Source organism: Pseudomonas sp. WS 5021, from assembly GCF_012985535.1.
GTDB lineage: Bacteria > Pseudomonadota > Gammaproteobacteria > Pseudomonadales > Pseudomonadaceae > Aquipseudomonas.
Genome location: NZ_JAAQWP010000004.1, coordinates 436,078 through 459,718, shown reverse-complemented (window position 1 = coordinate 459,718; position 23,641 = coordinate 436,078). Strand labels below are relative to the sequence as shown.

The following is a 23,641-nucleotide window of genomic DNA, read 5'->3' as shown; positions in this document are numbered from 1 at the left end:
ACTAACAGCACTTCCCTCAGGAGTACAGAACCATGATGAATTCACCACATTCCGCTAACACCTCCCCAACATTTTGGAGGAGCAAACCCGGCATAGCACTCGGCATGCTGCTGGTGATCGTGCTGTTCTATCTGGCAAGAGAACACTACGGCCATATGCTGGGCTTACTGCCTTACATGATTTTGCTGTTGTGCCCGCTGATGCATTTTTTCGGGCACCACCACGGTGGTCACCGTCATCACGGCGAAACCTCAGCCTCAACCAAGGATGCGAACAGGAGTTAGCTCATGCCCACCCCTGAGCTTCGTTCAGAGCACGACCCATTACAGAAGTCTGAACCCCAACTCACCGGCTCCCATGATCCGGTATGTGGCATGACCGTCAGTAACGACAGCCAGTTCAGCACGGAATATGAGGGGCAAAACTACCGGTTCTGCAGCCAGAAATGCCAAACGACCATCAGGGCAGCGCCCAAGCGTTATCGAATATCTCAACTGAAAATCGAACAAGTCCAAATTCACCACGATGCTCGCGCTGGTTTCCGCCGGACTCGGCGTCGGGTTACTACCCGCCCATGCCGGGCGGGCGCTGCCCGCCAATGTCATTTTCAAACCCTTGGAACTGGGGAGTTGGTTGATCCGCCAGCTCAAAAAAGTGCGCGGAATGCAGCCTACCGGTGTGTCCAAAACCCTCGATACCCGTAGACAGGGTCGCACCACGCAGGCCCATTTCTTTGGCCAAATCAACAATCCATTCGCCGAGCATCTTCCCTTGATAGCGACGATTCTGTTGAGTAAAGAAAACCACTAGAAAACCTTTCATGTTCATCTCCTCAGCGCGTGCCAATCATTTGATAGGACAAAAGCCCGGCAGCGGTCATTACCAACGAGCCTACGACGTGTAATGAAATTGAGCCGAACGCCCAGAGCAGTCTGCCCTCCTGAATCAGGGCAACTGTTTCGGCTGAAAACGTGGAGATAGTAGTAAGCCCCCCACAGAACCCCGTGATGATCAGCAGGCGCCACTCAGGGCTTAGGGAGGGGGATGCGGCCAAGAATGCGAGGGCCAAGCCAATGATGTAGCCCCCGACCATGTTTGCCACCACAGTCCCAGGGGGAATTGTCGGGAACAACGCGTTTAGCTTTATACCTAGGAGCCAACGTAACCAGGCACCAAGCGATGCGCCGATAGCGATAACTAGTAGTGATTTCATCATGGTTGCATGTCTCCTCTGGGCTGATTTAGCCGAGGAGGTGCTGATAACCGCACAGTACGAGAGGGGGCTGATATGAGATTTGAAGTCACGATCCTGTCCTAAATTGGAGGACAGGGACACACCTACGCACCCTGTCCAGGGTTCACGTAGGCATCATCAGCACGAAGGCGGTTAAAGGAGGAATGCCATCTCCTGTTTTTATCCTATAGCAGCGGCGCTAAGACTTTCAAGCCACCAAATGTTGATAGGCACGTACTTTTCAAGACTAGCAGTTGTGACCAGGCGGTTATCGACTGAACAGGTTTCGCATCCACAACGCCGACCAGAATACCCCACGCCCCTCGCATTGCCGTTCAAGAAATGGATCGTTTTCCAATTGATCATTGAGTCGAGGCATCAATACAACCCGCTTTGGTGTATACACCCGACTGCTCCGGGACACCTTTGTTGACACTCGACAATGAGGCGTACAACTCGACCTGTGCCTGACAATTTCCTTTTCGGTTCAGGGTTATGCTGTGAGGCACTGGGCTTACCGAACAAGAGCCCTCTTGCTTGAGTACAAGGTACGCATGTTTTTCAATTGGGCTTAGCAGGCTCTGGGTGGAGAAGGAACACCCACTCAGAATCAGCTTTTCCCCTGAAATCTTGAAGGCAAGGGGCGCCTGATTCTGAGATTCGGAGGTGGTCCATTCACCTTCAGCCCAAGTCCCAACAACCGTTTTATCCATTTCAAACGATTGCTTAGGGGATGACTCTTTTTGATCGCAGCCACTGCCTAGCAACACTGCGAGCAAAACGGGTGAAACAGTTAAGACACTTGTGAACCGGTTCATGACTTGCCTCCAACACTTGCCTGCCTTACCTCAAATGCCTGGCTGCTGGTAGCGATTGGCTGCAAGCCTTTCAGAGCGGCTTCACATCGCCTCGGCATGCCTCGGTAACCCGATAGAAATCAGTGCTGCGAGCAGCACAAAGGCGCTCGATATCCACAAGCACGCGCCTAACCCATACACCTGATAAACCCAGCCGGAGAGTACCGTGCCGATCAACCGTCCCATGGCGTTGGACATGTAATAAAAACCCACATCCAGCGACACGCCATCTTCCTTGGCGTAGGACACGATCAGGTAGCTGTGCAACGACGAGTTCACCGCAAACAGAGCGCCAAAAACCATCAGTCCGCCGAGCAACACCACCTGTTGCGACAGCCCGGTGTTCAGAGCGAGAGCAATGGCCGCGGGCAGGCCCGCCAGTGCAAGTGCCCACAAAAACGCCGCACGACCATCCGGTACGTGCCCCCGTTTCTTTCCAGTGATGTTGGGCGCGAAGGACTGCACGATGCCGTAGCCAATCACCCAGACCGCCAGAAATCCACCGACCTTCCAGAAGTCCCAGCCGAAGACACTGCTCAGGTACACCGGCAAGGCCACTACAAACCAGACATCGCGGGCGCCGAACAGGAACATCCGCGCCGCTGAGAGGATATTGATCGCCCGGCTTTTGGACAGAATGTCGCGAAACTTTGGCTTGGCTTTGGCTTTGCCCAAGTCCTTCTTCAACAGAATCAAGCTGCTGATCCAGATCAGCGCCAAGACACCCGCCATGGCCAGCAAGGCGCCTTTGAAGCCGATGAGTGCCAGCAAGGCTCCGCCGAGAAAGAAGCCGACACCCTTGAGTGCGTTCTTCGAGCCGGTGAGGATCGCCACCCACTGGTAGAGCTTGCCCTGCTGCCCATCAGGGACCAGAAGCTTGATGGAGCTTTTGGCACTCATCTTGTTAAGGTCTTTGGCAATCCCCGACAGCGCCTGAGCGCCCATCACCCATGGGATGGTCAGCCAGGCTACCGGAGCCGTCAGCATCAGCAGCGCCGCGACCTGGATGCCCAGCCCGATGTTCATGGTTCGGTTCAGCCCCAACCGAGCGCCTAGGTAGCCACCCACCAGGTTGGTGATCACGCCAAAGAGTTCGTAGAACAGAAACAACGCCGCGATTTGTAGTGGGCTGTAGCCCAACGCGTGAAAATGCAGCACCACCAACATGCGCAAGGCGCCGTCGGTGAGGGTGAATGCCCAGTAGTTGCCCGTCACGAGCAGGTACTGCCGCACTTCCGGAGCGAGGGCTGACAACGCTTTCATGACCGCTCCTTAGACTGCCAGACCAACCATTTTGGCCAGTTCGACGGTACGGTTGGCATAGCCCCACTCGTTGTCGTACCAGGCGTAAAGTTTGACCTGGGTGCCATTGATAACCATGGTCGACAGCGCATCGATGATCGATGAGCGCGGGTCAGTACGGTAGTCGATGGACACCAACGGACGCGTCTCGAAACCGAGGATGTCTTTCAGCTCGTTCTCGGCAGCGTGCTTGAGGAGTTGATTCACTTCTTCGACGGTCGTGGCGCGCTCGACCTCGAAGACACAGTCAGTCAGCGAAGCGTTGGCTAGCGGCACGCGTACGGCGTGACCATTCAGTCGTCCACGCAGCTCCGGGAAAATTTCGGCGATGGCGGTGGCCGAGCCGGTGCTGGTCGGAATCAAACTCATCCCCGAAGCACGCGCACGACGCAGATCCTTGTGCGGCTGATCGAGAATGCTTTGGGTGTTGGTCAGGTCGTGGATGGTGGTGATCGAACCGTGGCGAATGCCCAGCTTTTCGTGGATCACTTTCACCACTGGCGCCAGACAGTTTGTGGTGCAAGAAGCAGCGGTGACGATTCGATGTTCAGCCGGCTTGAACAGCTGATGGTTGACGCCCATGACGACGTTCAATGCCCCTTTTTCCTTCACCGGAGCGCAGACCACCACACGCTTCACGCCTTGGTCGAGGTAAGCCTGCAACACCGCCACGGTTTTCATCTTGCCGCTGGCCTCGATCACCAGATCGCAGCCCGACCAGTCGGTGTCCGCAATCGCTTTGTTCGCGGTGACCTTGATGCGCTTGCCGCCAATGACCACCTGATCGCCTTCAGCGCTGGCTTCGTTGTGCCAACGACCATGCACCGAGTCGAAATTGATCAGGTGCGCATGGGTTACTGCATCGCCTGCCGGATCGTTGATCTGCACGAACTCAAACTCCGGCCAGTTCCAGGCGGCTCGCAGAGCGAGGCGACCGATCCGGCCAAAACCATTGATGCCAACTTTGATAGTCATGTTGTTGTGCTCTGTATCTGTTGTCAGTGAGAGTTCGACTGAGTGTCGAACTGGCCGATGTATTCAATGTGGGCTGGATGCTGGATGGCCCGCGGACGCAACGACTGAACATCGCGGATGGCATCGCTGAATGGCACACCGCTTTCGATCAACAGTTGAGCCGCGATCAAACCGGTACGGCCCGAGCCGCCCTTGCAATGGATGGCAATGGTTTTCCCTTCGGTCAGCAACTGCTGGAGTCGCGGATGATGCTGTTCCCATGCGGCTTTGAATGCTTCGCCAGGCGCTTGATCGTCTTCTACTGGCAGGTGAAACCACTCGATGCCTAGCATTTGGCATTCTTCCGGCAGCAGGTCGATCTCGTTTTGAAGCAACTCTTCGGTCGGCATCAGCGTCAGCAAGGCCGAGGCCCCCGCTTCCTTGAGGGTTTGCAGCGCCTCGAAAGGCTTGGTGCCCTTCGTGCCTGGACACGGGGTGAAGATCAATTGACCATTGAACTGTGCCAGCGACAGTACGGAATATGGGTGTTGTTGCACGGCTAAAAATCCTCAGATGGAGCGCTGATTGACACGTTTCATAAGTTCTTCCGCCGACTCTTTGCGCTCGGAATAACGATCCACCAGATAGTCCTGGCGGTCGCGAAGCAGCAGCGTGAATTTCACCAACTCTTCCATCACATCAACGACACGGTCGTAGAACGGAGAAGGTTTCATCCGGCCGTTATCGTCGAACTCCATATAGGCCTTCGGCACGGAGGACTGGTTGGGGATGGTGAACATGCGCATCCAACGTCCCAGCACTCGCAGCTGATTGACCACGTTGAACGACTGCGAGCCACCGCATACCTGCATGACCGCGAGGGTTTTTCCCTGGGTCGGGCGTACCGCGCCCATCGCCAGTGGCACCCAATCAATCTGCGCTTTGAACACTGCGCTCATGGAACCGTGACGCTCTGGAGAGCACCAGACCTGCCCCTCGGACCACAGCATCAGCTCGCGCAGCACCTTCACACGTAGATGATCGTCGGGTGCGTCATCTGGCAGCGGCAAACCTGACGGATTGAAAATCCGCGCCTCGGCGCCGAAATGCTCCAGCAGTCGAGCCGCTTCCTCTACCAAAAGGCGACTGAAGGAGCGCTCACGGGTCGATCCGTACAGCAGCAAAATGCGCGGCTTGTGGATGGAGGTCTTTTCGATACCGAGTTTGTCTGTCGATGGGAGATCAACCAGTTCGGTATCGAGTTGGGGGATAGGGTCATCAAACATAGTCTTTGTCCTGCGCAATGGCGCTCTTGGATTCATCGAACCAGCGGCGTTTCAACCAAAGGGCCACACCGACCAGAGAAATAAGTACCGGTACTTCCACCAGCGGACCAATCACCGTGGCAAAAGCGACCGGAGAAGCCAGGCCGAAGGTGGCAATGGCCACGGCAATTGCCAGTTCGAAGTTGTTGCTCGCGGCTGTGAAAGCCAATGCGGTGGTGCGCGGGTAGTCAGCCTTGAGCAGCTTGCCCATCCAGAAGCTAATGAAAAACATCACCACGAAGTAGATCGTCAGAGGGATCGCGATGCGCAATACATCCAACGGCAATTGCAGCACCACATCCCCCTTGAGGCTGAACATGGCCACGATGGTCAACAGCAGCGCCACCAGCGTCAGCGGGCTGATCTTGGGAATGAAGCGTTCCTGGAACCAAGCCTCGCCTTTACGGGCGATGAGAATCTTGCGGGTAAGAAATCCCGCCAGGAACGGCACACCCAGATAGATCAGAACCGACTCGGCAATGGTGACAAAGCTGGTCTCGATCACACTGCCTTCCAGCCCGAACAGCGGCGGCAATAGCCCCAGAAAGATCCAGGCATACACGCTGAAAAACAGGATCTGGAAGATGCTGTTGAACGCCACCAATCCGGCGACGTACTGATTGTTGCCACCTGCGATCTGATTCCAGACCAGCACCATCGCGATGCAACGAGCCAAGCCGATCAGGATCAGGCCGGTCATGTATTCCGGCTGGTCCCGCAAGAAGATGATCGCCAGCGCGAACATCAACACCGGGCCGATGACCCAGTTCTGGACCAAGGACAAAACGAGGATGCGCTTGTCCTTGAAGACTTCCGGCAGCTCCTCATAACGAACCTTGGCCAGAGGCGGATACATCATCACGATCAAGCCAATAGCGATGGGTATGTTGGTTGTGCCCACGGAAAGACTGTTGAGCCACTGCGGCCAGCCTTCGAACAGGCTCCCCAAACCGATGCCCAAGGCCATGGCGAGAAAAATCCACAGGGTCAGGTATCGGTCCAGGAAGGAAAGGCGGCTTTTACTCATGATCATTGCTCCTGTGGTTACAGCGTGCTAATCAGGGCCAGCTCTGCCTTGAGCTGTTCGGCATTCAGTTGGGAATGCGGTAAAGCCAGGAAGGCTTCAATACGGGTTCTGATCTGCTCCAACGTGGCTTCAAAAGCCGCCTCGATCTCTGCTTGAGTTCCGTGGTATTCCGAAGGGTCAGCCAGCCCCCAGTGGGCCTTGGTGGCCGGTCCGAAAAATACCGGGCAGGCCTCACCGGCAGCCTTGTCGCACACCGTGATGACAAAATCTGGAGCCAGGTTCACATGGACATCGCTGGACTTACTGAACAATCCGTCTGTCGAAATAACTGCTTTCTCCAACGTTTTTAGACTCAGCGGATGCACTCCCCCTTTGGGCTGACTGCCAGCGCTGTAGGCTTTCATGCCTTCCGGTGCCAAGTGATTGAAAACCGCCTCACAAAGGATGCTGCGACAGCTATTGGCAGTGCAGAGGAACAGGATTTTCATCGAGCGATCTCGTAGTCGAAGGCGGAATCAGGCGATTTTGCTTTCACAGCACACGGCTGCCCGTTCAGGACGGTCACCCATTTCATCAAGGCGTTTGGCATCAGGGCTCAACCAGTGCTTGTTGCTTTCCAGCACGGTGGTCAGCACTTGATGAACCCAATCAGGGAGATTCGGGTGCAGTCGGTAATACACCCATTGGCCTTGCCGACGGTCCGACAACAGGCCGCAAGTACGCAGTTGCGCTAGGTGCCTGGAGATTTTCGGCTGACTCTCGTTCAACGCGCAGGTCAGCTCGCAAACACAAAGCTCTCCTTCACGGGTGATGAGCATCATCGTGCGGACCCGAGTGTCGTCAGCAAGGCATTTGAAAACAGTGGTCGGTGTCAGATGGTCAGCCATATCGTTTTCTCAGTGTTTGTTTTTGACCAAGACGAACATCTTGATGCGCTCATGAATTTCGTGAAGGGTGTGACGGAAGGCATCGGGTTTGGTGCTGGTGACCGGGTCTTCAAAACTCCAGGCCAATGCCTCACCCGCTCCAGGTAAAGACAGGCATTCCGCTGCGGCTTTATCACACAAGGTGATGACGTAATCGAAACGCTCACCACGGAATTCGTCTATCGACTTGCTACGTAATCCTTCGGTGCTCACACCGATGTGTGAAAGCGCCTCGAAGGTGCGCGGATCTACCTGAGTTGGAGTTGTGCCGGCGCTGAACGCCTCGAAATGCTCCGAATCGGTATGCCTCAGCAACGCTTGGGCCAACTGGGAGCGTGCAGCGTTGGCAGTACAGACGAACAGGACACGGGCTTTGCTGGTCATTGTGAAGCCTCAGCTCATATGCGGTTTAACGAATATATGTTTTTCCGCATGCAAGGTAAAGAGTCAACGACCCATTAATCCATCAAAACGATTGGACTCCGCCGAGCACCTTCAATGAAAGCTGTGTATTAAGGCGCTAGCCAGCCTTCCGTGTCTCTTCAAATATCTGCGGCGGTGCATATATGGTTTCTGTAATGAATCTGTTACTCACCCAGAAATAGGTCGCTCCTTGGTTCAAGGACTACCTGGACGTGCAAAAGAAAATAAGAAGGTCGCCCCTAACCCGCCCCGGTCATCGAGGGCGGGTTCGGTTACTGCGCACTAGGCTTTGCAACAACCCGGCGAGGTACGAGGCGCGGCCTCAAGGATTGTCTCTCCGGTGCCACAACAAGACGTCTGACTTGCCGAAGCCTTCAAGCGATCATCGACTTCATCGAAATCCGAGTTGCAAATGCCCGTTTCCGGGAGGATCAGCTCAACCCTTTTGGCCGCATCCCAATCACCCGCCAGCGCCGCGACGACAGAGCGAACTTGCTCATACCCAGTCATCAACAAGAACGTAGGCGCCCGACCATAGCTCTTCATCCCAACAATGAACAAACCTTCCTCAGGATGGGCAAGTTCTATCGCGTCATGAGGTCTGACCGTACCGCAGCTGTGCTCGTTGGGATCGATCATTGGAGCGAGCAACACTGCGCTTTGAGTTGCGGGATCAAGTGCGATACGCAACTCGGCGAGCAGGCTCATGTCAGGTCGGAATCCGGTCGCCACAATGATTTGGTCCACAGGTGGAAGTATCTGGTCTCCCGCCTTCACAACCAACCCTTGGCCATTGCCTACAACCTGATCAATAGCGACGTTTTTGAACAGCTCGATCACGCCGTCATTCAGCAATTGGCGAATCTTCAGGCCGAGCTTTCCGCGCTCTTCCAATTGATCATTCGCACCACCACCCAGAATGCGCTCAAGAGAATTACCCCGGATCGCCCATAGCACTTTGGTTTGCGGTGCCTCCTGAATCAGACGCACCAGATCCTGTAGGGCGTTAAACGCGGAGTGACCACCACCCACCACCAGCACTCTTTTGTTGGCATAGCGATTCCGCGCACGACCCAGCACCTCCGGAATGCCGTACGCAATGTGCGCTGCATGCTCGATCTCGCCCAATGCAGGGATGCCATGGGCGCCCATCCAGTTTGGTGTCAGGTAGGTGCCCGAGGCATCAATGACAGCACTGGCAAGCACATCCTGTTCACCCGCCGGCCCTGCGACACGCAGTAAAAAAGGAGCTGCCGATCTGCCCTGGGTCTTCATCACATCCTGACCGACGCGAGTGGCTGCCAGAACACGGGTATTGAACTGCAAGTGACGCTTGATCTGTTCGAGGTCGGCGAAAGGTCGAACAAACCGGTCCAGCAGTTCACGACCCGTTGGATACTCGTTCTCCGGTGGTGGAGTCCAACCATCGGCCAGCAGAAGATTGGCCGCCTCCTTGTCCACATTGAACTGCCACGGAGAGAACATCTTCACATGCGCCCATTCTTCAATGCTGGCCCCAGCCTCCGGACCAGCTTCCAGGATCAGCGGAGTGATACCTCTGGCCAGCAGGTGAGCGGCTGTGGCGAGGCCCACTGGGCCTGCACCGATTATGGCGACGGGAAGGTGAGTGTTATCCATGATCGACTCCTTCAGGTTGGCTGATTGTTCGCGAACAGGCGCTCGACAATCGCGCAGTCGAGCCAACGTCCTTCTAGGCAGGCGTGTTTTTCATATACCCCCACTTGGCGGAAACCGCAGGCTTCGCACAATGCGAGGCTGGAGTGATTGAAGGTAACAATGCGTGAAAGGACTTTCCAGAATCCGCGAGCTTCGGCTTCTTTCAGCAGTGCCTGAAGTAACTGTTTGCCTAGCCCCTGGCCGCGAACACTGCGATCTAGGTAAATGGAAAAATCCGCAATGCCGTCGTAACAGGCACGAGCGCGATAACTACTGAGTCCTGCCCATCCAACAACCTGATCCGTCTCATCGACCATGACCAACACTGGATAGCGCTCCATTGATTTGATGCGATCAAGCATGTCTGCCGGGCTTCGAGGAGTCGTTTCAAACGTAGAGCTACGCTCCTCGATCCCCTGGTTGTAGATGGCGGCTATTGAAACAGTGTCTTTAGTTTCAGCTAAACGAACTCGCATTGTTGGAGCCCCATTACGTTGGTAGTAACAACATTATTGGCAAAAAAAGGGAAGTTCTTCCCTTTCATTCCTTGCTCTTCACGGCTGGGCAGCACTCATTCACGAGCCCGCAGCGAATCTCCGTGGCCCGCGTAATCTGTCTGAGTAAACTCAGCGCTCCCTGCCTAGCCTCAGCTGAGAGGTTCTCGATCATCGCTCGCTCCTCTGCAATCAGGTCAGCTCTGATTTTCGCGTATAGCTCACGCCCAGCATCCGTTGCCTGGATTCGTACTGCACGCCGATCTTCATCATCCTCAACACGTGACACATACCCCTTGCGTTCCAGGGTATCGATCACTCGACTCGCCGTGCTCTTGTCCAAGAACATTTCTTCGGCCAAAACCTGAAGGCGCAGTGCGCCCCTTTTGACCAGCGTCTCGACGGCATAGCATTGGGTGACCGATACGTCGTAACAGCAAATCCGATCACGATCACGGAACTGATGGACGCGAACCAACTGATTCAACGCTTCGTATAGGTCCTCGGAATCCTGAGTCAACTGATCGTTTTTACGCTTCGTCATAACCGTCACAAATTAGTTGTTAGCTGCAACAATAATCCTGGTATCCCGAAAGCGTCAACACCGATCTCTCGGTTGACGATAACCAAAGGAAGGCGATAGCTTGTTGTTACTGACAACAAAAAAATGAGCACGTCGGTCATGACACTTCCAGAACAGATCCATCCCCCGATCAATCGCTCCAGACTCGTATGGGCGATGGGTTTTACTCAAATTCTCGCCTGGGGTTCGACCTACTACTTGCCCGCAGTGCTTGCGTCTCCGATAGCCAAAGAGACGGGATGGTCCATCACCAATGTGGTGGGCGGTCTGTCCTGGGGACTTTTGGTAGCGGGAGCCTCCTCGCCGGCCGTTGGTCGTCAGATTGACCGCCACGGCGGACGCTCTGTCCTAGCGGCCAGTTCACTGCTGCTGGCTCTCGGCATGCTACTAATGGGACTGGCGGGCAACGTTGCCACTTACTATGTCGCCTGGACGTTGATCGGTGTTGCCATGGCGGCGGGTTTATACGACGCAGCCTTCTCAACCCTGGGACGACTGTTCGGCGAAGGGGCTCGAACGTCAATTACCGGGCTGACCTTGTTAGGTGGGTTCGCCAGTACCATAGGTTGGCCGGTGATCGCAGGACTGGAAAGTTGGATCGGCTGGAGAAACGCCTGCTTTGTTCTCGCGGCTGCTCATCTCTTGATTGGGCTACCCATCCACTCGCTGTTGATTCCTGGAAGCACAAAACAACCACCCCACCCCGTCATAACAGAATCACCCAGCGCGTCCGAGCTTCACCCCAAGACCACCAATTATCTATTCTTATTGATTGGCGCCATGCTGACGGTTCTAGCGCTGGTCGTATCAGGTATCTCAGTACACCTGCTTAATGTCCTCAAGCAGCTGGGAATCGCGACCGCTGTGGCCTTGGCCATCGGCATGGTGATTGGTCCCTCGCAAGTCTTGGCACGGGTGGCAGAGTTTTCCATAGGCAGAAATCTCCACCCGACCTGGTCAGCGCGGGTCGGTGTGTTTCTATGCCTGGTCGGGTTGGGATTATTGATCTCAGGGATGCCCTGGATGGCCTTCGTGGCGATCGCACTCTACGGCGCAGGCAACGGCATCCTAACGATCGCTCGCGGCACCCTCCCCTTGGCGCTGTTTGCCCCGCAAGGCTACGGAGCGAGAATGGGGCTTCTCGCCAGGCCGGTACTCGTGGCCCAGGCCGGCGGCCCGATAGCCGCCGCATTTGTTTTGCAGAACTTTGGAGCCTCGGCACTGCTTGTCGTTATGTGCGGTTTGGTTTTGCTGTGCTTCATCGCCAGCTGGCGCCTTCCAACGACTCGACGCACTGACTAAACGTTGCTGCGGTTGAGATTCGTCAACTGCCAAGTTGTCTTCTAAACAGGCATACCGCGGACAAATCGCATCAAGCTGGGCATGATGTAAGACGCATCCTGGCCGACACCTCTGAGGGTCGCTGAAGCAAAGTTCCGTTGCTTCGGCAGACCGACAAAATACAGCCCAGGTAGGTGCTCGGCCTGCCCGTTACGATGAGCCCAATATTCATCGCCTGGGCATTCCAACCCGCTCAAAAATTCCAAGTTCGGGCGAAATCCGGTAGCAAACACCAGGCTATCGGCTTCAGTGTGCTGCCCATCAGCCCAGATCACGCCGGTTGGTGTTATCGCCTCGAACATCGGCTTACGCTCGAACAACTTTTTCTTAAGGGCTCGACGATAGATCCCGTCATCAAGCACCGGCGTACTTTGGTCATTCAACCAACGGGTCTTTTCCAACCCCGACCATTTCAACCACGCATGAAAATCCAGACCCAGTATCTTTTGTGGAAAAAACCGAATTGGCTCCCTGCTTGCCAGCACGACTTTGCTCACATGGGCCAGTTCATAAGCAATTTGAACAGCCGAGTTCGCAGCACCGACCACAACCACTCGTTGATCACCAAAGCCTTCGGCATTTCGATATTCCGCGCTGTGCAAACTGCGCCCGAGAAAGCCCTGAAGCCCTTGAATATCTGGAATGAACGGCTGATTGAATCCCCCCGTACACACGACCAGCGCCCTGGAGCAGAAAATTTCTCCATCGTCCGTTTGAAGCTGAAACAGCCCGCGCGCTCTTCGTACATGCTGCACGCGGGTGTACTGACGAACTGGCAATCTGAATGCCTTTGCATAGTCTTCCAGATAGCGTACGACATCATCACGAAGCGGGTAATGATCAGGTTCTGCCGGGAAGCGCATGCCTGGCAATGACGAGTAAGCAGCTGGAGAAAAAAGCTTCAGACTGTCGTAGTAATTGCGCCAATTCCCTCCCGGTGACCGCTCAGCATCCAAAATCAGGAACCTAAGGTTTTGCTGCTGTAAGTGCCAACCGCACGCTAATCCTGCCTGGCCTGCACCGATCACAATGACATCCAAGATTTCATTTATTACATTCATATATGCACACTCATGCACACTACAGAGCAAAAAAAACTATCCGGACGTACCTGGGCAGCAGAATGGGGCGAGGCTTTTCATATGCTGAAGAATGGCTTCGAGGCGTGTCACCACTGCCGGACCATCCACCTCGTAGAACATCTGCCTGCTGACCTTGGTACCGCGGACGATACCTGCCTCTAACAGTACTTGCAGATGCCGGGAAACAACTGAGCGTTCCTGGGGCAGTGCTTCCGCAATCTCTCCGATGTCGGCGCGCCCCAGTTGCATCACGCGCTTGAGCACAGCTACACGCGAAGGCTCGCAAAGCGCCTTGAAGAAAGCGCCATCGAGAGACTCGATTGCAGCGTCAATTGCGCGGGTTCGGTTAAGGATTCGATTAGTCATGCAACCGACTATATGTGCATATCCATGCACACGTCAACACTCTGCAATTGCACCTCTCCTAAGGCTAAAAGCTGTGCCGTGAAGGTAACCAACTCACCGAGAAAGCCAACAATTTAGGGTGTAACCCCAGGTGGTGTTGGTAAAGATTCCACCGAGAGCCAGTCGTTTTGTAGGGGTAAAAACGCTCGAAAATAAAAAGGGGTCGCGAGATAAAGTCTCGCAACCCCTTGATTTATATGGTCGGGACGGAGTGATTCGAACACTCGACCCCTAGCACCCCATGCTAGTGCGCTACCGGACTGCGCTACGCCCCGACTAGGCGTGAAACTGGGTTCGCTTCATAACGAAGCGATCAGGAATATACCGCAAGCATTTGAAATGTGGAAGTATTTTAAAGGCTTGTTTCACTTTTTCAAAACCACCAGTACATCTTCCAATTCGGAGATCATCTGGCGGATCAGTTGCTTGTATTGGGTGGTGTCGTCTTTGGCTTCATCACCAGACATACGCTGGCGTGCGCCGCTGATGGTGAACCCCTGGTCGTACAGCAACGCGCGGATCTGTCGGATCATCAGCACATCCTGGCGCTGATAATACCGACGATTCCCGGTGCGTTTGACGGGGTTGAGTTGAGGAAACTCCTGCTCCCAATAGCGCAACACATGCGGTTTTACCGCACAGAGCTCGCTGACTTCACCAATGGTGAAGTAGCGTTTGCCTGGGATGACGGGTAGCTCGTCGTTATGACTTGGTTCCAGCATAAGCCTCAACTCGGGCCTTCAACTTCTGCCCTGGACGAAAGGTGACCACACGGCGAGCCGTGATCGGGATTTCTTCTCCCGTTTTTGGATTGCGGCCAGGCCGCTGGCGTTTGTCCCGCAGGTCAAAATTGCCGAAACCGGACAATTTGACCTGTTCGTTGTCTTCCAGAGCGTGCCTGATTTCTTCAAAAAACAGCTCGACCAATTCCTTGGCCTCGCGCTTGTTCAGACCCAACTCTTCGTACAGACGTTCCGCCATCTCAGCTTTCGTCAAAGCCCCCATACGTCACTTCCTTAACGTGGCGTTCAACCTTTGTTCGAGCGAGGTGAGGATATTTTGCGTCGTGGTATTCACCTCATCGTCATTAAGAGTGCGCGATGGATGCTGCCAGGTCAAGCCAACTGCAAGGCTTTTTCTATGCGGATCAATGCCTTTACCCTGATAGACGTCAAATAGCCTGAGGTCCGTCAGCCATTCGCCTGCATTTTCTCGGATTACTTGCAGCACGGCGCTGGCCGCGACATCACGATCCGCCACCAGGGCCAGGTCACGACGCACTTCCGGGAAACGCGACAGCTCGCTGAATTTAGGCATCTTGCCCGCAGCGACTTCAGCCAACACCAGCTCGAAGACGAACACAGGACGGTCGAGACCGAGGGTTTTCGACAGTTCAGGGTGGATCGCACCGACGAAACCGACCAGGCGACCTTCGCGCTCGATGCGCGCAGTCTGGCCAGGATGCAAGGCCGGGTGGCTGCCAGGGACAAACGCGAAGGCATCCAGCGCGCCGGCAAAGCCCAGCACCGCTTCCACGTCCGCCTTGACGTCAAAGAAGTCCACTGGGTCGCGACCCTGCGCCCAACCTTCCGGCAAGCGGCTGCCGCAGACCACACCAGCCAGCATCGGCTCTTGCTTCAGGCCGTCCAGTTGGCCGACAAAGCGCAGGCCGCTTTCGAACATGCGCACGCGGTCCTGCTGACGGTTCAGGTTGTGGGAAAGTGCTTTCACCAGGCCTGGCCACAGGGACGAGCGCATGGCTGCCATGTCGTTGGAAATCGGGTTGGCCAGCAACAGCGGCTCGACACCCGGGGTGAACAGTTCGAACTGCTTGGGATCAATGAAGCTGTAGGTCACCGCTTCCTGATAACCACGGGCGACCAGCAGGCGACGCAGCTCAGGCAGGTGTGCACGGGCTTCGGTCTTGGGTTGCGGGGCCAGGCGTGCTTGCGGGTAACGAACCGGAAGGCGATTGTAGCCGTACAGACGGGCCAGCTCTTCGATCAGGTCGACTTCAAGGCTGATATCGAAGCGATGGCTTGGCACTTCTACACGCCATTGCCCTTCCCCATCAGCGCTGATGCCCAGGCCCAGACCGGTCAGCAGGCGCACGATTTGCGCCTCTTCAATCACCAGGCCGAGCATTTGCTCGACGCGCTGAGCGCGCAACGTCACCGGTGCAATCGACGGCAAATACTGCTCGCTGACCGTCTCGATGATCGGGCCAGCTTCACCGCCGGTGATTTCCAGCAGCAGGCCGGTGGCGCGCTCCATGGCTTCACGGGCCAGTTGCCAGTCCACGCCACGCTCGTAGCGGTGCGAGGCATCAGTGTGCAAGCCGTAAGAACGAGCCTTGCCCGCCACAGCGATCTGGTCGAAGAACGCGCTTTCAAGGAACACGTCACGGGTCGTCGCGGACACACCACTGTGCTCACCGCCCATCACACCGGCAATGGCCAGGGCGCGGGAATGATCAGCAATCACCAGGGTATCGCTGCGCAGGGTGACCTCCTGGCCATCGAGCAAGACCAGCTTTTCGCCTTCCTCGGCCATACGCACGCGGATCCCACCGTTGATCTCGGCCAGATCGAAGGCGTGCAGCGGTTGACCCAGCTCCAGCATCACGTAGTTGGTAATGTCGACAGCGGCATCGATGCTGCGCACGTCGGCACGACGCAGGCGCTCGACCATCCACAGCGGGGTCGGCCGGGACAGGTCGACATTGCGGATCACACGACCCAGGTAGCGCGGGCACGCGTTTGGTGCCAGCACTTCGATGGAACGCACTTCGTCGTGGACTGCCGGGACCGCTGTCACTACCGGACGCGCGACAGGCACGCCGTACAGCGCACCAACTTCACGGGCCAGGCCCGCCAGGGACAGGCAGTCGCCGCGGTTCGGAGTCAGGTCGACTTCGATGCTGGCGTCTTCCAGGTCCAGATAGACACGGATGTCCTGGCCCACTGGCGCATCAGCCGGCAGCTCCATCAAGCCATCGTTGCCTTCGCCAACCTGCAACTCCGCCTGGGAGCACAGCATGCCGTTGGACTCGACGCCACGCAGCTTGGCTTTCTTGATCTTGAAGTCACCGGGCAGCTCGGCACCGATCATCGCAAACGGGATTTTCAGGCCCGGGCGCACGTTTGGCGCACCGCACACGACCTGGAAAGTTTCCGCGCCATTGCTGACCTGGCACACACGCAGCTTGTCGGCGTCCGGGTGCTGCTCGGTGCTCAGCACCTCGCCCACTACCACGCCACTGAAAACACCGGCGGCCGGCGTAACGCTATCGACCTCAAGACCGGCCATCGACAGACGAGCAACCAGCTCATCGCGATTTACCTGCGGGCTTACCCAGCCACGCAGCCATTGTTCACTGAATTTCATCCTGCTCTCCTAAAGGTTCGTTACGACTAGCGAAATTGCGCGAGGAACCGCAAGTCGTTGTCGAAGAACAGGCGCAAGTCGTTCACGCCGTAACGCAGCATGGCCAGACGCTCGACGCCCATGCCGAAGGCAAAGCCCGAGAATTCTTCTGGATCGATCCCGGACATGCGCAGCACGTTGGGGTGAACCATGCCGCAGCCCATGACTTCCAACCAGCCAGTCTGCTTGCAGACCCGGCAGCCTTTACCGCTGCACATCACGCACTCCATATCAACTTCGGCGGATGGCTCGGTGAACGGGAAGTAGGACGGGCGGAAACGTACCGCCAGCTCTTTTTCGAAGAACACCCGCAGGAATTCTTCGATGGTGCCTTTGAGGTCGGCGAAATTGATGTCGCGATCAACCAAAAGGCCTTCAACCTGGTGGAACATCGGCGAGTGGGTGATATCGGAGTCGCTACGGTACACACGGCCTGGGCAGACGATGCGGATCGGCGGCTGCTGCGATTCCATGGTGCGGACCTGTACCGGCGAGGTATGGGTGCGCAACAGCATGTTCGCATTGAAATAGAAGGTGTCGTGCATCGACCGGGCCGGGTGATGGCCTGGGATGTTGAGCGCCTCAAAGTTGTGATAGTCGTCTTCGACCTCAGGGCCTTCGGCAATGCCGTAGCCGATGTGGGTAAAGAACTGCTCGATACGTTCCAGAGTCCGGGTAACCGGATGCAGACCGCCAGAGGTCTGGCCGCGGCCAGGCAGGGTCACGTCAATGGACTCGGCGGCGAGCTTGGCCGCAAGATCGGCCTCCTCGAACAACGCCTTGCGCGCATTGAGAACCTCTGTGACACGCTCCTTGGCAACGTTGATCAGCGCGCCGACTTGCGGGCGCTGTTCGGCCGGCAGATTGCCCAGGGTCTTCATCACCTGAGTCAATTCACCTTTTTTGCCAAGGTAGTGAACCCGGATTTGCTCCAGGGCATTGATATCTTCAGCGCTTTGCACAGCCTCAAGAGCTTGAGCGACCAGCGCGTCCAGGTTTTCCATGTACAGACTCCAGATACAAAATAGGGGAAGAGCTTGAAGGCTCTTCCCCTATTTATGACGTTTACCACCTTGGACTACGGCGTAGCCCAGGGTGACTGTCGGGGGTACTTAAGCCAAGGTGGCTTTAGCTTTCTCGACAATCGCAGCAAACACCGCTTTTTCGTTCACGGCCAGTTCAGCCAGAACCTTACGGTCGATTTCGATGGACGCTTTTTTCAGGCCAGCGATGAAACGGCTGTAGGACAGACCGTTAACACGAGCACCGGCATTGATACGAGCGATCCACAGAGCGCGGAACTGACGTTTTTTCTGACGACGGTCACGGTAGGCGTATTGGCCTGCCTTGATTACCGCTTGCTTGGCAACACGGAATACGCGTGAACGCGCGCCGTAGTAGCCTTTAGCGAGTTTCAGAATTTTTTTGTGACGCTTACGGGCAATGACGCCACGCTTTACACGAGCCATGAGTTACTTCCTCTATTCTTGATCCAAAATTAACGAAGGCGCAGCATGCGCTCGACTTTTGCCACGTCAGACGGATGCAGCAAGCTGCTACCGCGCAGTTGACGCTTACGCTTGGTCGACATTTTGGTCAGGATGTGGCTCTTGAAAGCGTGCTTGTGCTTGATACCGTTAGCAGTTTTCAGAAACCGCTTAGCAGCACCACTTTTAGTCTTCATCTTTGGCATGTTCGGATACTCCGCATTCAGTTGATAAACATAATCAGAAGGCCTGCCGTGCCCTATTGATTACTTCTTCTTTTTCGGGGCGATGACCATGATCAGCTGGCGTCCTTCCATCTTAGGATGCTGTTCGACGGAACCGTACTCCAGCAGGTCAGCTTCAACCCGCTTGAGGAGTTCCATACCCAGCTCCTGGTGGGCCATCTCACGGCCGCGGAATCGCAAGGATACCTTGGCCCTGTCCCCATCACTCAGGAAACGTACCAGGTTGCGCAGTTTTACCTGGTAATCCCCTTCCTCCGTCCCTGGACGAAACTTGATTTCTTTAACCTGGATCTGCTTCTGGTTCTTCTTGGCTGCGGCAATCTGCTTCTTCTTTTCGAAGATCGATTTGCCGTAGTCCATCAGCTTGCAGACAGGAGGTACAGCATCGGCGGAAATTTCCACCAAATCGAGCTTGGCTTCTTCAGCCTTAAGAAGCGCGTCTTCAATTGACACAATCCCAAGCTGCTCACCCTCAGCCCCAATTAACCGAACCTCGCGTGCCGAGATATTCTCGTTGATCGGGGCTTTCGGTGCAGCTCGTTTATCTTGTCTCATTTCACGCTTAATAATAATTACTCCGAATCTGGGCGACCACGCCGGGAAACCGCTTGCGCGAGGAACTCAGCGAACTGGGCGACGGGCATCGAGCCCAGGTCAGCACCTTCACGAGTACGCACAGCGACAGTCTGCATCTCGACTTCCCGATCTCCGATAACCAAAAGATAGGGAACCTTGAGCAAAGTATGCTCGCGGATTTTAAAGCCGATCTTTTCATTTCTCAAGTCGGACTTGGCACGAAATCCGCTTTCGTTGAGTGTTTTTTCAACTTCAGCGGCAAAATCGGCCTGTTTATCAGTGATATTCATAATCACTGCCTGAGTCGGAGCCAACCACGCAGGGAACGCGCCCTCGTAGTGCTCGATCAGGATCCCGACGAACCGTTCGAACGAACCGAGGATCGCCCGGTGCAGCATAACCGGGTGTTTACGGCTGTTATCTTCGGAGACGTATTCGGCTCCCAGACGGATCGGCAGGTTAAAATCGAGCTGCAAGGTACCACATTGCCAGACACGGCCAAGGCAATCTTTCAGCGAGAACTCGATTTTAGGACCGTAGAACGCGCCCTCGCCCGGCTGCAGATCGTACGCAAGGCCCGCACTGTCTAGCGCTGCGGCCAGTGCAGCTTCGGCGCGATCCCACAGCTCGTCGGAGCCAACGCGTTTTTCCGGACGAGTGGACAGTTTCATTTCCACTTCGGTAAAGCCGAAATCGCGATAAACGTCCATGGTCAGCTTGATGAACGCGGCGGACTCGGCCTGCATCTGCTCTTCAGTGCAGAAGATGTGGGCGTCGTCCTGGGTGAAGCCGCGCACGCGCATGATGCCGTGCAGCGCACCCGATGGCTCGTTACGGTGGCAGGCACCGAACTCGGCCAGGCGCATCGGCAGCTCGCGGTAGCTCTTCAGGCCCTGGTTGAACACCTGCACATGGCACGGGCAGTTCATCGGCTTGATGGCGTAGTCGCGGTTTTCCGACTGGGTCGTGAACATGTTGTCGGCGTAGTTGGCCCAGTGCCCGGACTTTTCCCACAGGCTACGGTCAACGACCTGCGGAGTCTTGATCTCCAGGTAGCCGTTTTCGCGCTGAACCTTGCGCATGTATTGCTCAAGCACCTGGTACAGGGTCCAGCCGTTCGGGTGCCAGAACACCATGCCCGGCGCTTCTTCCTGGAGGTGGAACAGGTTCAGGCGCTTGCCGATCTTGCGATGGTCACGTTTTTCGGCTTCTTCGATGCGCTGGATGTAGGCAGCCAGCTGCTTCTTGTCAGCCCAGGCAGTGCCGTAGATCCGCTGCAGTTGCTCGTTCTTCGCATCGCCGCGCCAGTAGGCACCGGACAACTTGGTCAGTTTGAACGACTTGAGGAAGCGCGTGTTCGGCACGTGCGGACCCCGGCACATGTCGACATATTCTTCGTGGTAATACAGGCCCATGGCCTGCTCGTCCGGCATGTCTTCCACCAGACGCAGCTTGTAGTCCTCGCCACGGGCGGTGAACACGTCGATCACCTCGGCGCGCGGCGTGACTTTCTTGATGACGTCGTAATCTTTCTCGATCAGTGCGTGCATGCGCTGTTCGATGGCTGCCAGGTCGTCCGGAGTGAAAGGACGCTCGTAGGCGATGTCGTAATAGAAGCCTTCGTCGATGACCGGGCCGATCACCATCTTCGCGGTGGGGTACAGCTGCTTGACCGCATGGCCAATCAGGTGCGCGCAAGAGTGGCGAATGATCTCCAGCCCCTCTTGATCCTTGGGCGTGATGATTTGCAGGCTGGCATCGGAGGTGACCAGGTCGCTGGCATCAACCAGCTTGCCGTCGACCTTGCCGGCCACGGTGGCCTTGGCCAGGCCTGCACCGATGGATGCGGCGACCTCGGCTACGGAAACCGGATGATCGAATGAACGTTGACTGCCGTCGGGAAGAGTAATAGTTGGCATGGCGCCTCCTCTCCTAGTGGTGACCCCTACCAAAGGTCACGTGGGTTGGGATGAGCCAGTACAAGATCCAACACCAGGCCGCTCATTGCTGAGCGCCTGCCTTACAGCGGCAGGAGCCTTTCGGCCAACCGATAATCGAACCAGAGTGACTGGAGTTAAACAAAAGAAGCCTGGCATGAAAAAAGCCAGGTCGTGGATGCTAGCACAGATGAACGGTCATGGCGCTGCCCTACCGCCTTGTAGCGACAAACTCCAGGCTTTTGCAGCCAAAAGTGAACTTGGGCTGTACGACGGGCCTCAAACACACTGAAAATCGCCGTTCGTCATATCGACTCAAGGAGCATCTAACCATGCGCAGCACCTCGATCTTCGCCCTTGCCGCTTCCCTGGCCCTGTTCTCCATCGGCGCACAAGCCGCCGCGCCCTCCAACTGGCCTGCCGGCGCCCGGGACAGCTTTGTTCAGGACTGCAGCGCTGCTGCAAGCCAGAACGTTGATGCCAAAACCGCCAAAGCCCATTGCGAATGTGGCGCGGACAAGATCAACGCAGAATTGAGCACCGCGGAAATCAAGGAGCTGATGACCAACCAGAACGCCAGCCCAGAGCTTAGAAACAAAGCAGTCGCGGCTATTTCGTCCTGCAAGGTCGTAAAGAAAAAGTAAGCACGACGAGAATTCAGTCCATCAAAAAGACCTGAAAACCCTGTGAAAACTGCTATTTCGCACAATTTACACAGCTTTTACGGCTTTTTTTACTAGCGGATATTTCGTGCTAAAGCCCCGTAAACCGGGGCTTACAGCCAGCCAGGGCACTGAAGAAAACGCGATTGATTAGCAAACAGTGCCTTGGGGGGGCTCCCAAGCCGAACATTTCGACTATGATAGCCCAGTGTGCCCAGTTGGCCTGAGCAGCACAGTACTACTGAAAATATATGTTTCTTGGAGATACACCATGTCTAATCGCCAAACCGGCACCGTTAAATGGTTCAACGATGAAAAAGGCTTCGGCTTCATCACTCCTCAAGGTGGCGGTGACGACCTGTTCGTACACTTCAAAGCTATCGAAAGCGACGGTTTCAAAAGCCTGAAAGAAGGCCAAACCGTTTCCTTCGTGGCTGAGAAAGGCCAAAAGGGTATGCAAGCTGCACAGGTTCGCGGCGAGTAATTCTCCGCTGAGCTAAAAAACCCCGTCCATGTGACGGGGTTTTTTATGGGCGATACAAAAGCGCTGCGTTATCAGCCGCAGTTGACGCGGGTGATCACCAGGTTGTCATCGGTATTGAGGTTCAGGCGATCGGAGCGGTATTCAAGGGTGATCATATCGTTGGGCTTGAGAATGCGTGCATTCTGCGCACCTGCGCGGGTACGGGCCTGCTCCAGCAATTGCGGCGAGGCTTTCTGCCCGATTGCAAACTCCGCAGCCTTCGATTCACAGCGTGTATGAACAGCCGCAGCCGTGTCTTTGGCCGGCTCAGAGGTACCCGAAGTGCTGCAGCCCGCCAGGACGGTTGCCGCCAACAAAGTACCGAATGATGCGAGCTTCCAAGGCATGAAGCCTCCTATGATAAAAATGGACAGAGATCGTGCGACCGTGATTTGGCCAATTGGTTTCAGAATTGTCACAATTGGCCGTAAGCGAGTCTGCCTGACTCGGCCCTACGGCCGGATGAATCATTCGTCACCAGATATGAACAAGTGTCAGTAGACGTCGATGTAGTCAAACGGCGGATTCGGCCAATTCTGTTTCAGCGCGTTATAAATCTGTGTCACCCATACCTCATCACTGGCCGCTATCCGGCCCACATAGCCCGACCCTGCCGCCCAGGTCTCCAGGCGAAACAACAGGCCGTTGACGTCCATCCCGCCCACCACGCAGGAGGAGATATAGGCGATACCAGCCTTGGTCACCCGCAATTGGGTGTGCTGGTCGTCGCTGGCACTGGCAATCATTTGGCGAACGGCTTCCAATGTGAGGCTCTTGGGGTTGGTCAAATCGATGTGCACGTGGCTTGTCCTGGCAATTAAACAAAGTACCAGTGTCGCACAGCCCTCCCCTCATGCCTAAGTAGCAGTGCCAAACGCGGCGCAAGATGGTTAACTCTGCAGGCCATTCCAGCCTTTGCGAACCGCGAGAACCCGATGACCATCGTTACCATCAATGCCGATATCAAAGCCAAGTGGCCCCAAGGGCAAAGCTCCTACAGCCCAGGCAGCCCGGAAGAATTGGCAATCATCGGCATAGACCTGCTGGTCAAGGAACTGGGCACCCAGGCCGCACAAGCCTTTATCGGCCAGATATTCGAAAAATACCCGGCCGACCATATGGGCGTCGAAGACCCCCAGCGCGAATAGAAACCCG

At 55.8% G+C, this 23,641-nt stretch carries 31 protein-coding genes, 1 tRNA gene, 3 pseudogenes and 1 riboswitch; of the genes and pseudogenes, 7 read left to right on the top strand and 28 right to left on the bottom strand.

All coding sequences use genetic code 11. From position 1 onward, the window contains the following. Positions 1–32: 32 nt before the first annotated feature. The 3 genes and pseudogenes from HBO19_RS15675 to HBO19_RS28510 form a co-directional block, all read left to right on the top strand. Positions 33–284 (top strand): DUF2933 domain-containing protein, encoded by a 252-nt coding sequence (locus tag HBO19_RS15675; RefSeq protein ID WP_048377480.1) that lies wholly within the window; start codon positions 33–35, stop codon positions 282–284. A gap of 3 nt (positions 285–287) precedes the next feature. Continuing rightward, positions 288–470 (top strand): annotated as a pseudogene (locus HBO19_RS15670) (YHS domain-containing protein); the annotation flags it as partial. 43 nt (positions 471–513) lie between these two features. Then, positions 514–627 (top strand): annotated as a pseudogene (locus HBO19_RS28510) (LysR family transcriptional regulator); the annotation flags it as partial. Here the strand turns inward: HBO19_RS28510 and HBO19_RS15665 are convergent. The 15 genes and pseudogenes from HBO19_RS15665 to HBO19_RS28505 form a co-directional block, all read right to left on the bottom strand. Further along, positions 628–822, bottom strand: a pseudogene (locus tag HBO19_RS15665) (DUF190 domain-containing protein); the annotation flags it as partial. It lies immediately after the preceding pseudogene. A gap of 10 nt (positions 823–832) precedes the next feature. Further along, positions 833–1,216, bottom strand: coding sequence for a fluoride efflux transporter CrcB (crcB, locus tag HBO19_RS15660; protein WP_048377481.1), 384 nt, complete (start codon positions 1,214–1,216; stop codon positions 833–835). Between the two features lie 140 nt (positions 1,217–1,356). Further along, positions 1,357–1,418: riboswitch (Fluoride riboswitch) on the bottom strand. Positions 1,419–1,596: 178 nt separating this feature from the next. Next, positions 1,597–2,052 carry a hypothetical protein gene (locus HBO19_RS15655; protein WP_048377482.1) on the bottom strand — a complete coding sequence of 152 codons (456 nt, stop codon included), beginning with the start codon at positions 2,050–2,052 and terminating at the stop codon, positions 1,597–1,599. An 81-nt stretch (positions 2,053–2,133) separates the two neighbouring features. Next, positions 2,134–3,354 carry an organoarsenical effux MFS transporter ArsJ gene (arsJ, locus tag HBO19_RS15650; protein ID WP_115128618.1) on the bottom strand — a complete coding sequence of 407 codons (1,221 nt, stop codon included), beginning with the start codon at positions 3,352–3,354 and terminating at the stop codon, positions 2,134–2,136. A 9-nt stretch (positions 3,355–3,363) separates the two neighbouring features. Next, positions 3,364–4,368: an ArsJ-associated glyceraldehyde-3-phosphate dehydrogenase gene (locus HBO19_RS15645; RefSeq protein ID WP_048377484.1), complete on the bottom strand. Its 1,005-nt coding sequence runs from the start codon at positions 4,366–4,368 to the stop codon at positions 3,364–3,366. Between the two features lie 23 nt (positions 4,369–4,391). After that, on the bottom strand, positions 4,392–4,904 hold the full coding sequence (locus tag HBO19_RS15640) for a tyrosine-protein phosphatase (protein WP_048377485.1): 513 nt from the start codon (positions 4,902–4,904) through the stop codon (positions 4,392–4,394). Between the two features lie 12 nt (positions 4,905–4,916). Beyond that, positions 4,917–5,633, bottom strand: a complete 717-nt coding sequence (gene arsH, locus HBO19_RS15635) for an arsenical resistance protein ArsH (protein ID WP_048377486.1) — start codon at positions 5,631–5,633, stop codon at positions 4,917–4,919. Beyond that, positions 5,626–6,699 carry an ACR3 family arsenite efflux transporter gene (gene arsB, locus HBO19_RS15630; protein WP_115128619.1) on the bottom strand — a complete coding sequence of 358 codons (1,074 nt, stop codon included), beginning with the start codon at positions 6,697–6,699 and terminating at the stop codon, positions 5,626–5,628. The genes arsH and arsB overlap by 8 nt, the downstream gene beginning before the upstream one ends. 17 nt (positions 6,700–6,716) lie before the next feature. Beyond that, positions 6,717–7,187, bottom strand: coding sequence for an arsenate reductase ArsC (locus HBO19_RS15625; protein ID WP_048377488.1), 471 nt, complete (start codon positions 7,185–7,187; stop codon positions 6,717–6,719). A 27-nt stretch (positions 7,188–7,214) separates the two neighbouring features. Next, the gene (locus HBO19_RS15620) at positions 7,215–7,586 is read right to left on the bottom strand and encodes a metalloregulator ArsR/SmtB family transcription factor (RefSeq protein WP_010455862.1); all 372 of its coding nucleotides are present in this window, start codon (positions 7,584–7,586) and stop codon (positions 7,215–7,217) included. Between the two features lie 9 nt (positions 7,587–7,595). Next, entirely contained in the window at positions 7,596–8,009 is a 414-nt protein-coding gene (locus HBO19_RS15615) for an arsenate reductase ArsC (protein WP_046056646.1), read from the bottom strand. Between the two features lie 321 nt (positions 8,010–8,330). After that, a complete protein-coding gene (locus HBO19_RS15610; RefSeq protein ID WP_115128620.1) occupies positions 8,331–9,686 on the bottom strand; it encodes an FAD-dependent oxidoreductase in 1,356 nt (451 codons plus the stop codon). An 11-nt stretch (positions 9,687–9,697) separates the two neighbouring features. Next, positions 9,698–10,201 (bottom strand): arsinothricin resistance N-acetyltransferase ArsN1 family A, encoded by a 504-nt coding sequence (locus HBO19_RS15605; protein ID WP_170057817.1) that lies wholly within the window; start codon positions 10,199–10,201, stop codon positions 9,698–9,700. A 64-nt stretch (positions 10,202–10,265) separates the two neighbouring features. Continuing rightward, entirely contained in the window at positions 10,266–10,763 is a 498-nt protein-coding gene (locus tag HBO19_RS15600) for a MarR family transcriptional regulator (RefSeq protein ID WP_048377492.1), read from the bottom strand. Positions 10,764–10,768: 5 nt separating this feature from the next. Next, a complete protein-coding gene (locus tag HBO19_RS28505; RefSeq protein WP_258558634.1) occupies positions 10,769–10,903 on the bottom strand; it encodes a hypothetical protein in 135 nt (44 codons plus the stop codon). Between HBO19_RS28505 and HBO19_RS15595 the strand changes: the two genes are divergently transcribed. After that, entirely contained in the window at positions 10,902–12,104 is a 1,203-nt protein-coding gene (locus HBO19_RS15595; protein WP_048377493.1) for an MFS transporter, read from the top strand. The genes HBO19_RS28505 and HBO19_RS15595 overlap by 2 nt on opposite strands. Positions 12,105–12,145: 41 nt before the next feature. Here HBO19_RS15595 and HBO19_RS15590 read toward each other — a convergent pair whose 3' ends face one another. The 11 genes from HBO19_RS15590 to thrS form a co-directional block, all read right to left on the bottom strand. Further along, positions 12,146–13,204, bottom strand: coding sequence for an NAD(P)/FAD-dependent oxidoreductase (locus HBO19_RS15590; protein WP_048377494.1), 1,059 nt, complete (start codon positions 13,202–13,204; stop codon positions 12,146–12,148). A gap of 36 nt (positions 13,205–13,240) precedes the next feature. After that, positions 13,241–13,591, bottom strand: coding sequence for a metalloregulator ArsR/SmtB family transcription factor (locus HBO19_RS15585; protein ID WP_048377495.1), 351 nt, complete (start codon positions 13,589–13,591; stop codon positions 13,241–13,243). Positions 13,592–13,828: 237 nt separating this feature from the next. Next, positions 13,829–13,905 (bottom strand) — tRNA-Pro (locus tag HBO19_RS15580). A gap of 90 nt (positions 13,906–13,995) precedes the next feature. Next, on the bottom strand, positions 13,996–14,352 hold the full coding sequence (locus HBO19_RS15575) for a MerR family transcriptional regulator (protein WP_003174972.1): 357 nt from the start codon (positions 14,350–14,352) through the stop codon (positions 13,996–13,998). Further along, entirely contained in the window at positions 14,333–14,635 is a 303-nt protein-coding gene (ihfA, locus tag HBO19_RS15570; RefSeq protein ID WP_002553164.1) for an integration host factor subunit alpha, read from the bottom strand. Before ihfA ends, HBO19_RS15575 begins: the two co-directional genes overlap by 20 nt. Before the next feature lie 3 nt (positions 14,636–14,638). Continuing rightward, positions 14,639–17,017, bottom strand: a complete 2,379-nt coding sequence (pheT, locus tag HBO19_RS15565; protein ID WP_170057816.1) for a phenylalanine--tRNA ligase subunit beta — start codon at positions 17,015–17,017, stop codon at positions 14,639–14,641. A 26-nt stretch (positions 17,018–17,043) separates the two neighbouring features. Continuing rightward, positions 17,044–18,060, bottom strand: coding sequence for a phenylalanine--tRNA ligase subunit alpha (gene pheS / locus HBO19_RS15560; RefSeq protein WP_169953514.1), 1,017 nt, complete (start codon positions 18,058–18,060; stop codon positions 17,044–17,046). Positions 18,061–18,168: 108 nt separating this feature from the next. Further along, positions 18,169–18,525: a 50S ribosomal protein L20 gene (gene rplT, locus HBO19_RS15555; protein WP_003174975.1), complete on the bottom strand. Its 357-nt coding sequence runs from the start codon at positions 18,523–18,525 to the stop codon at positions 18,169–18,171. Between the two features lie 29 nt (positions 18,526–18,554). Next, complete coding sequence (rpmI, locus tag HBO19_RS15550) at positions 18,555–18,749, bottom strand: 50S ribosomal protein L35 (protein WP_002553160.1); 195 nt, start codon at positions 18,747–18,749, stop codon at positions 18,555–18,557. A 60-nt stretch (positions 18,750–18,809) separates the two neighbouring features. Then, positions 18,810–19,361 carry a translation initiation factor IF-3 gene (infC, locus tag HBO19_RS15545; protein ID WP_169851780.1) on the bottom strand — a complete coding sequence of 184 codons (552 nt, stop codon included), beginning with the start codon at positions 19,359–19,361 and terminating at the stop codon, positions 18,810–18,812. Beyond that, complete coding sequence (thrS, locus tag HBO19_RS15540; protein WP_169953513.1) at positions 19,361–21,283, bottom strand: threonine--tRNA ligase; 1,923 nt, start codon at positions 21,281–21,283, stop codon at positions 19,361–19,363. Before thrS ends, infC begins: the two co-directional genes overlap by 1 nt. 350 nt (positions 21,284–21,633) lie before the next feature. Between thrS and HBO19_RS15535 the strand changes: the two genes are divergently transcribed. Both HBO19_RS15535 and HBO19_RS15530 read left to right on the top strand, forming a co-directional pair. After that, positions 21,634–21,945 (top strand): hypothetical protein, encoded by a 312-nt coding sequence (locus tag HBO19_RS15535; protein WP_169953512.1) that lies wholly within the window; start codon positions 21,634–21,636, stop codon positions 21,943–21,945. Between the two features lie 289 nt (positions 21,946–22,234). Continuing rightward, entirely contained in the window at positions 22,235–22,447 is a 213-nt protein-coding gene (locus HBO19_RS15530; protein WP_003234260.1) for a cold-shock protein, read from the top strand. A gap of 71 nt (positions 22,448–22,518) precedes the next feature. Here HBO19_RS15530 and HBO19_RS15525 read toward each other — a convergent pair whose 3' ends face one another. Both HBO19_RS15525 and HBO19_RS15520 read right to left on the bottom strand, forming a co-directional pair. Next, entirely contained in the window at positions 22,519–22,833 is a 315-nt protein-coding gene (locus HBO19_RS15525; RefSeq protein ID WP_169953511.1) for an I78 family peptidase inhibitor, read from the bottom strand. A gap of 147 nt (positions 22,834–22,980) precedes the next feature. Then, on the bottom strand, positions 22,981–23,286 hold the full coding sequence (locus tag HBO19_RS15520) for a hypothetical protein (protein ID WP_169953510.1): 306 nt from the start codon (positions 23,284–23,286) through the stop codon (positions 22,981–22,983). A 135-nt stretch (positions 23,287–23,421) separates the two neighbouring features. On the opposite strand from HBO19_RS15520, the gene HBO19_RS15515 reads away from it, so the two are divergent. Next, positions 23,422–23,634 (top strand): hypothetical protein, encoded by a 213-nt coding sequence (locus HBO19_RS15515; RefSeq protein WP_169953509.1) that lies wholly within the window; start codon positions 23,422–23,424, stop codon positions 23,632–23,634. The last annotated feature ends 7 nt before the right edge of the window (positions 23,635–23,641 follow it).

Excerpts from the sequence above, each read along its gene's own strand:
- HBO19_RS15535 (WP_169953512.1), top strand. The coding sequence starts at position 21,634 with ATGCGCAGCACCTCGATCTTCGCCCTTGCCGCTTCCCTGGCCCTGTTC.
- HBO19_RS15620 (WP_010455862.1), bottom strand. The coding sequence starts at position 7,586 with ATGGCTGACCATCTGACACCGACCACTGTTTTCAAATGCCTTGCTGAC.
- HBO19_RS15585 (WP_048377495.1), bottom strand. The coding sequence starts at position 13,591 with ATGACTAATCGAATCCTTAACCGAACCCGCGCAATTGACGCTGCAATC.
- rplT (WP_003174975.1), bottom strand. The coding sequence starts at position 18,525 with ATGGCTCGTGTAAAGCGTGGCGTCATTGCCCGTAAGCGTCACAAAAAA.
- HBO19_RS15645 (WP_048377484.1), bottom strand. The coding sequence starts at position 4,368 with ATGACTATCAAAGTTGGCATCAATGGTTTTGGCCGGATCGGTCGCCTC.
- HBO19_RS15530 (WP_003234260.1), top strand. The coding sequence starts at position 22,235 with ATGTCTAATCGCCAAACCGGCACCGTTAAATGGTTCAACGATGAAAAA.
- HBO19_RS15605 (WP_170057817.1), bottom strand. The coding sequence starts at position 10,201 with ATGCGAGTTCGTTTAGCTGAAACTAAAGACACTGTTTCAATAGCCGCC.
- rpmI (WP_002553160.1), bottom strand. The coding sequence starts at position 18,749 with ATGCCAAAGATGAAGACTAAAAGTGGTGCTGCTAAGCGGTTTCTGAAA.
- HBO19_RS15525 (WP_169953511.1), bottom strand. The coding sequence starts at position 22,833 with ATGCCTTGGAAGCTCGCATCATTCGGTACTTTGTTGGCGGCAACCGTC.
- HBO19_RS28505 (WP_258558634.1), bottom strand. The coding sequence starts at position 10,903 with ATGACCGACGTGCTCATTTTTTTGTTGTCAGTAACAACAAGCTATCGC.
- arsJ (WP_115128618.1), bottom strand. The coding sequence starts at position 3,354 with ATGAAAGCGTTGTCAGCCCTCGCTCCGGAAGTGCGGCAGTACCTGCTC.
- HBO19_RS15575 (WP_003174972.1), bottom strand. The coding sequence starts at position 14,352 with ATGCTGGAACCAAGTCATAACGACGAGCTACCCGTCATCCCAGGCAAA.
- ihfA (WP_002553164.1), bottom strand. The coding sequence starts at position 14,635 with ATGGGGGCTTTGACGAAAGCTGAGATGGCGGAACGTCTGTACGAAGAG.
- thrS (WP_169953513.1), bottom strand. The coding sequence starts at position 21,283 with ATGCCAACTATTACTCTTCCCGACGGCAGTCAACGTTCATTCGATCAT.
- pheT (WP_170057816.1), bottom strand. The coding sequence starts at position 17,017 with ATGAAATTCAGTGAACAATGGCTGCGTGGCTGGGTAAGCCCGCAGGTA.
- HBO19_RS15675 (WP_048377480.1), top strand. The coding sequence starts at position 33 with ATGATGAATTCACCACATTCCGCTAACACCTCCCCAACATTTTGGAGG.
- HBO19_RS15625 (WP_048377488.1), bottom strand. The coding sequence starts at position 7,187 with ATGAAAATCCTGTTCCTCTGCACTGCCAATAGCTGTCGCAGCATCCTT.
- HBO19_RS15615 (WP_046056646.1), bottom strand. The coding sequence starts at position 8,009 with ATGACCAGCAAAGCCCGTGTCCTGTTCGTCTGTACTGCCAACGCTGCA.
- pheS (WP_169953514.1), bottom strand. The coding sequence starts at position 18,060 with ATGGAAAACCTGGACGCGCTGGTCGCTCAAGCTCTTGAGGCTGTGCAA.
- crcB (WP_048377481.1), bottom strand. The coding sequence starts at position 1,216 with ATGATGAAATCACTACTAGTTATCGCTATCGGCGCATCGCTTGGTGCC.
- HBO19_RS15515 (WP_169953509.1), top strand. The coding sequence starts at position 23,422 with ATGACCATCGTTACCATCAATGCCGATATCAAAGCCAAGTGGCCCCAA.
- HBO19_RS15595 (WP_048377493.1), top strand. The coding sequence starts at position 10,902 with ATGACACTTCCAGAACAGATCCATCCCCCGATCAATCGCTCCAGACTC.
- arsH (WP_048377486.1), bottom strand. The coding sequence starts at position 5,633 with ATGTTTGATGACCCTATCCCCCAACTCGATACCGAACTGGTTGATCTC.
- HBO19_RS15600 (WP_048377492.1), bottom strand. The coding sequence starts at position 10,763 with ATGACGAAGCGTAAAAACGATCAGTTGACTCAGGATTCCGAGGACCTA.
- arsB (WP_115128619.1), bottom strand. The coding sequence starts at position 6,699 with ATGAGTAAAAGCCGCCTTTCCTTCCTGGACCGATACCTGACCCTGTGG.
- HBO19_RS15590 (WP_048377494.1), bottom strand. The coding sequence starts at position 13,204 with ATGAATGTAATAAATGAAATCTTGGATGTCATTGTGATCGGTGCAGGC.
- HBO19_RS15655 (WP_048377482.1), bottom strand. The coding sequence starts at position 2,052 with ATGAACCGGTTCACAAGTGTCTTAACTGTTTCACCCGTTTTGCTCGCA.
- HBO19_RS15610 (WP_115128620.1), bottom strand. The coding sequence starts at position 9,686 with ATGGATAACACTCACCTTCCCGTCGCCATAATCGGTGCAGGCCCAGTG.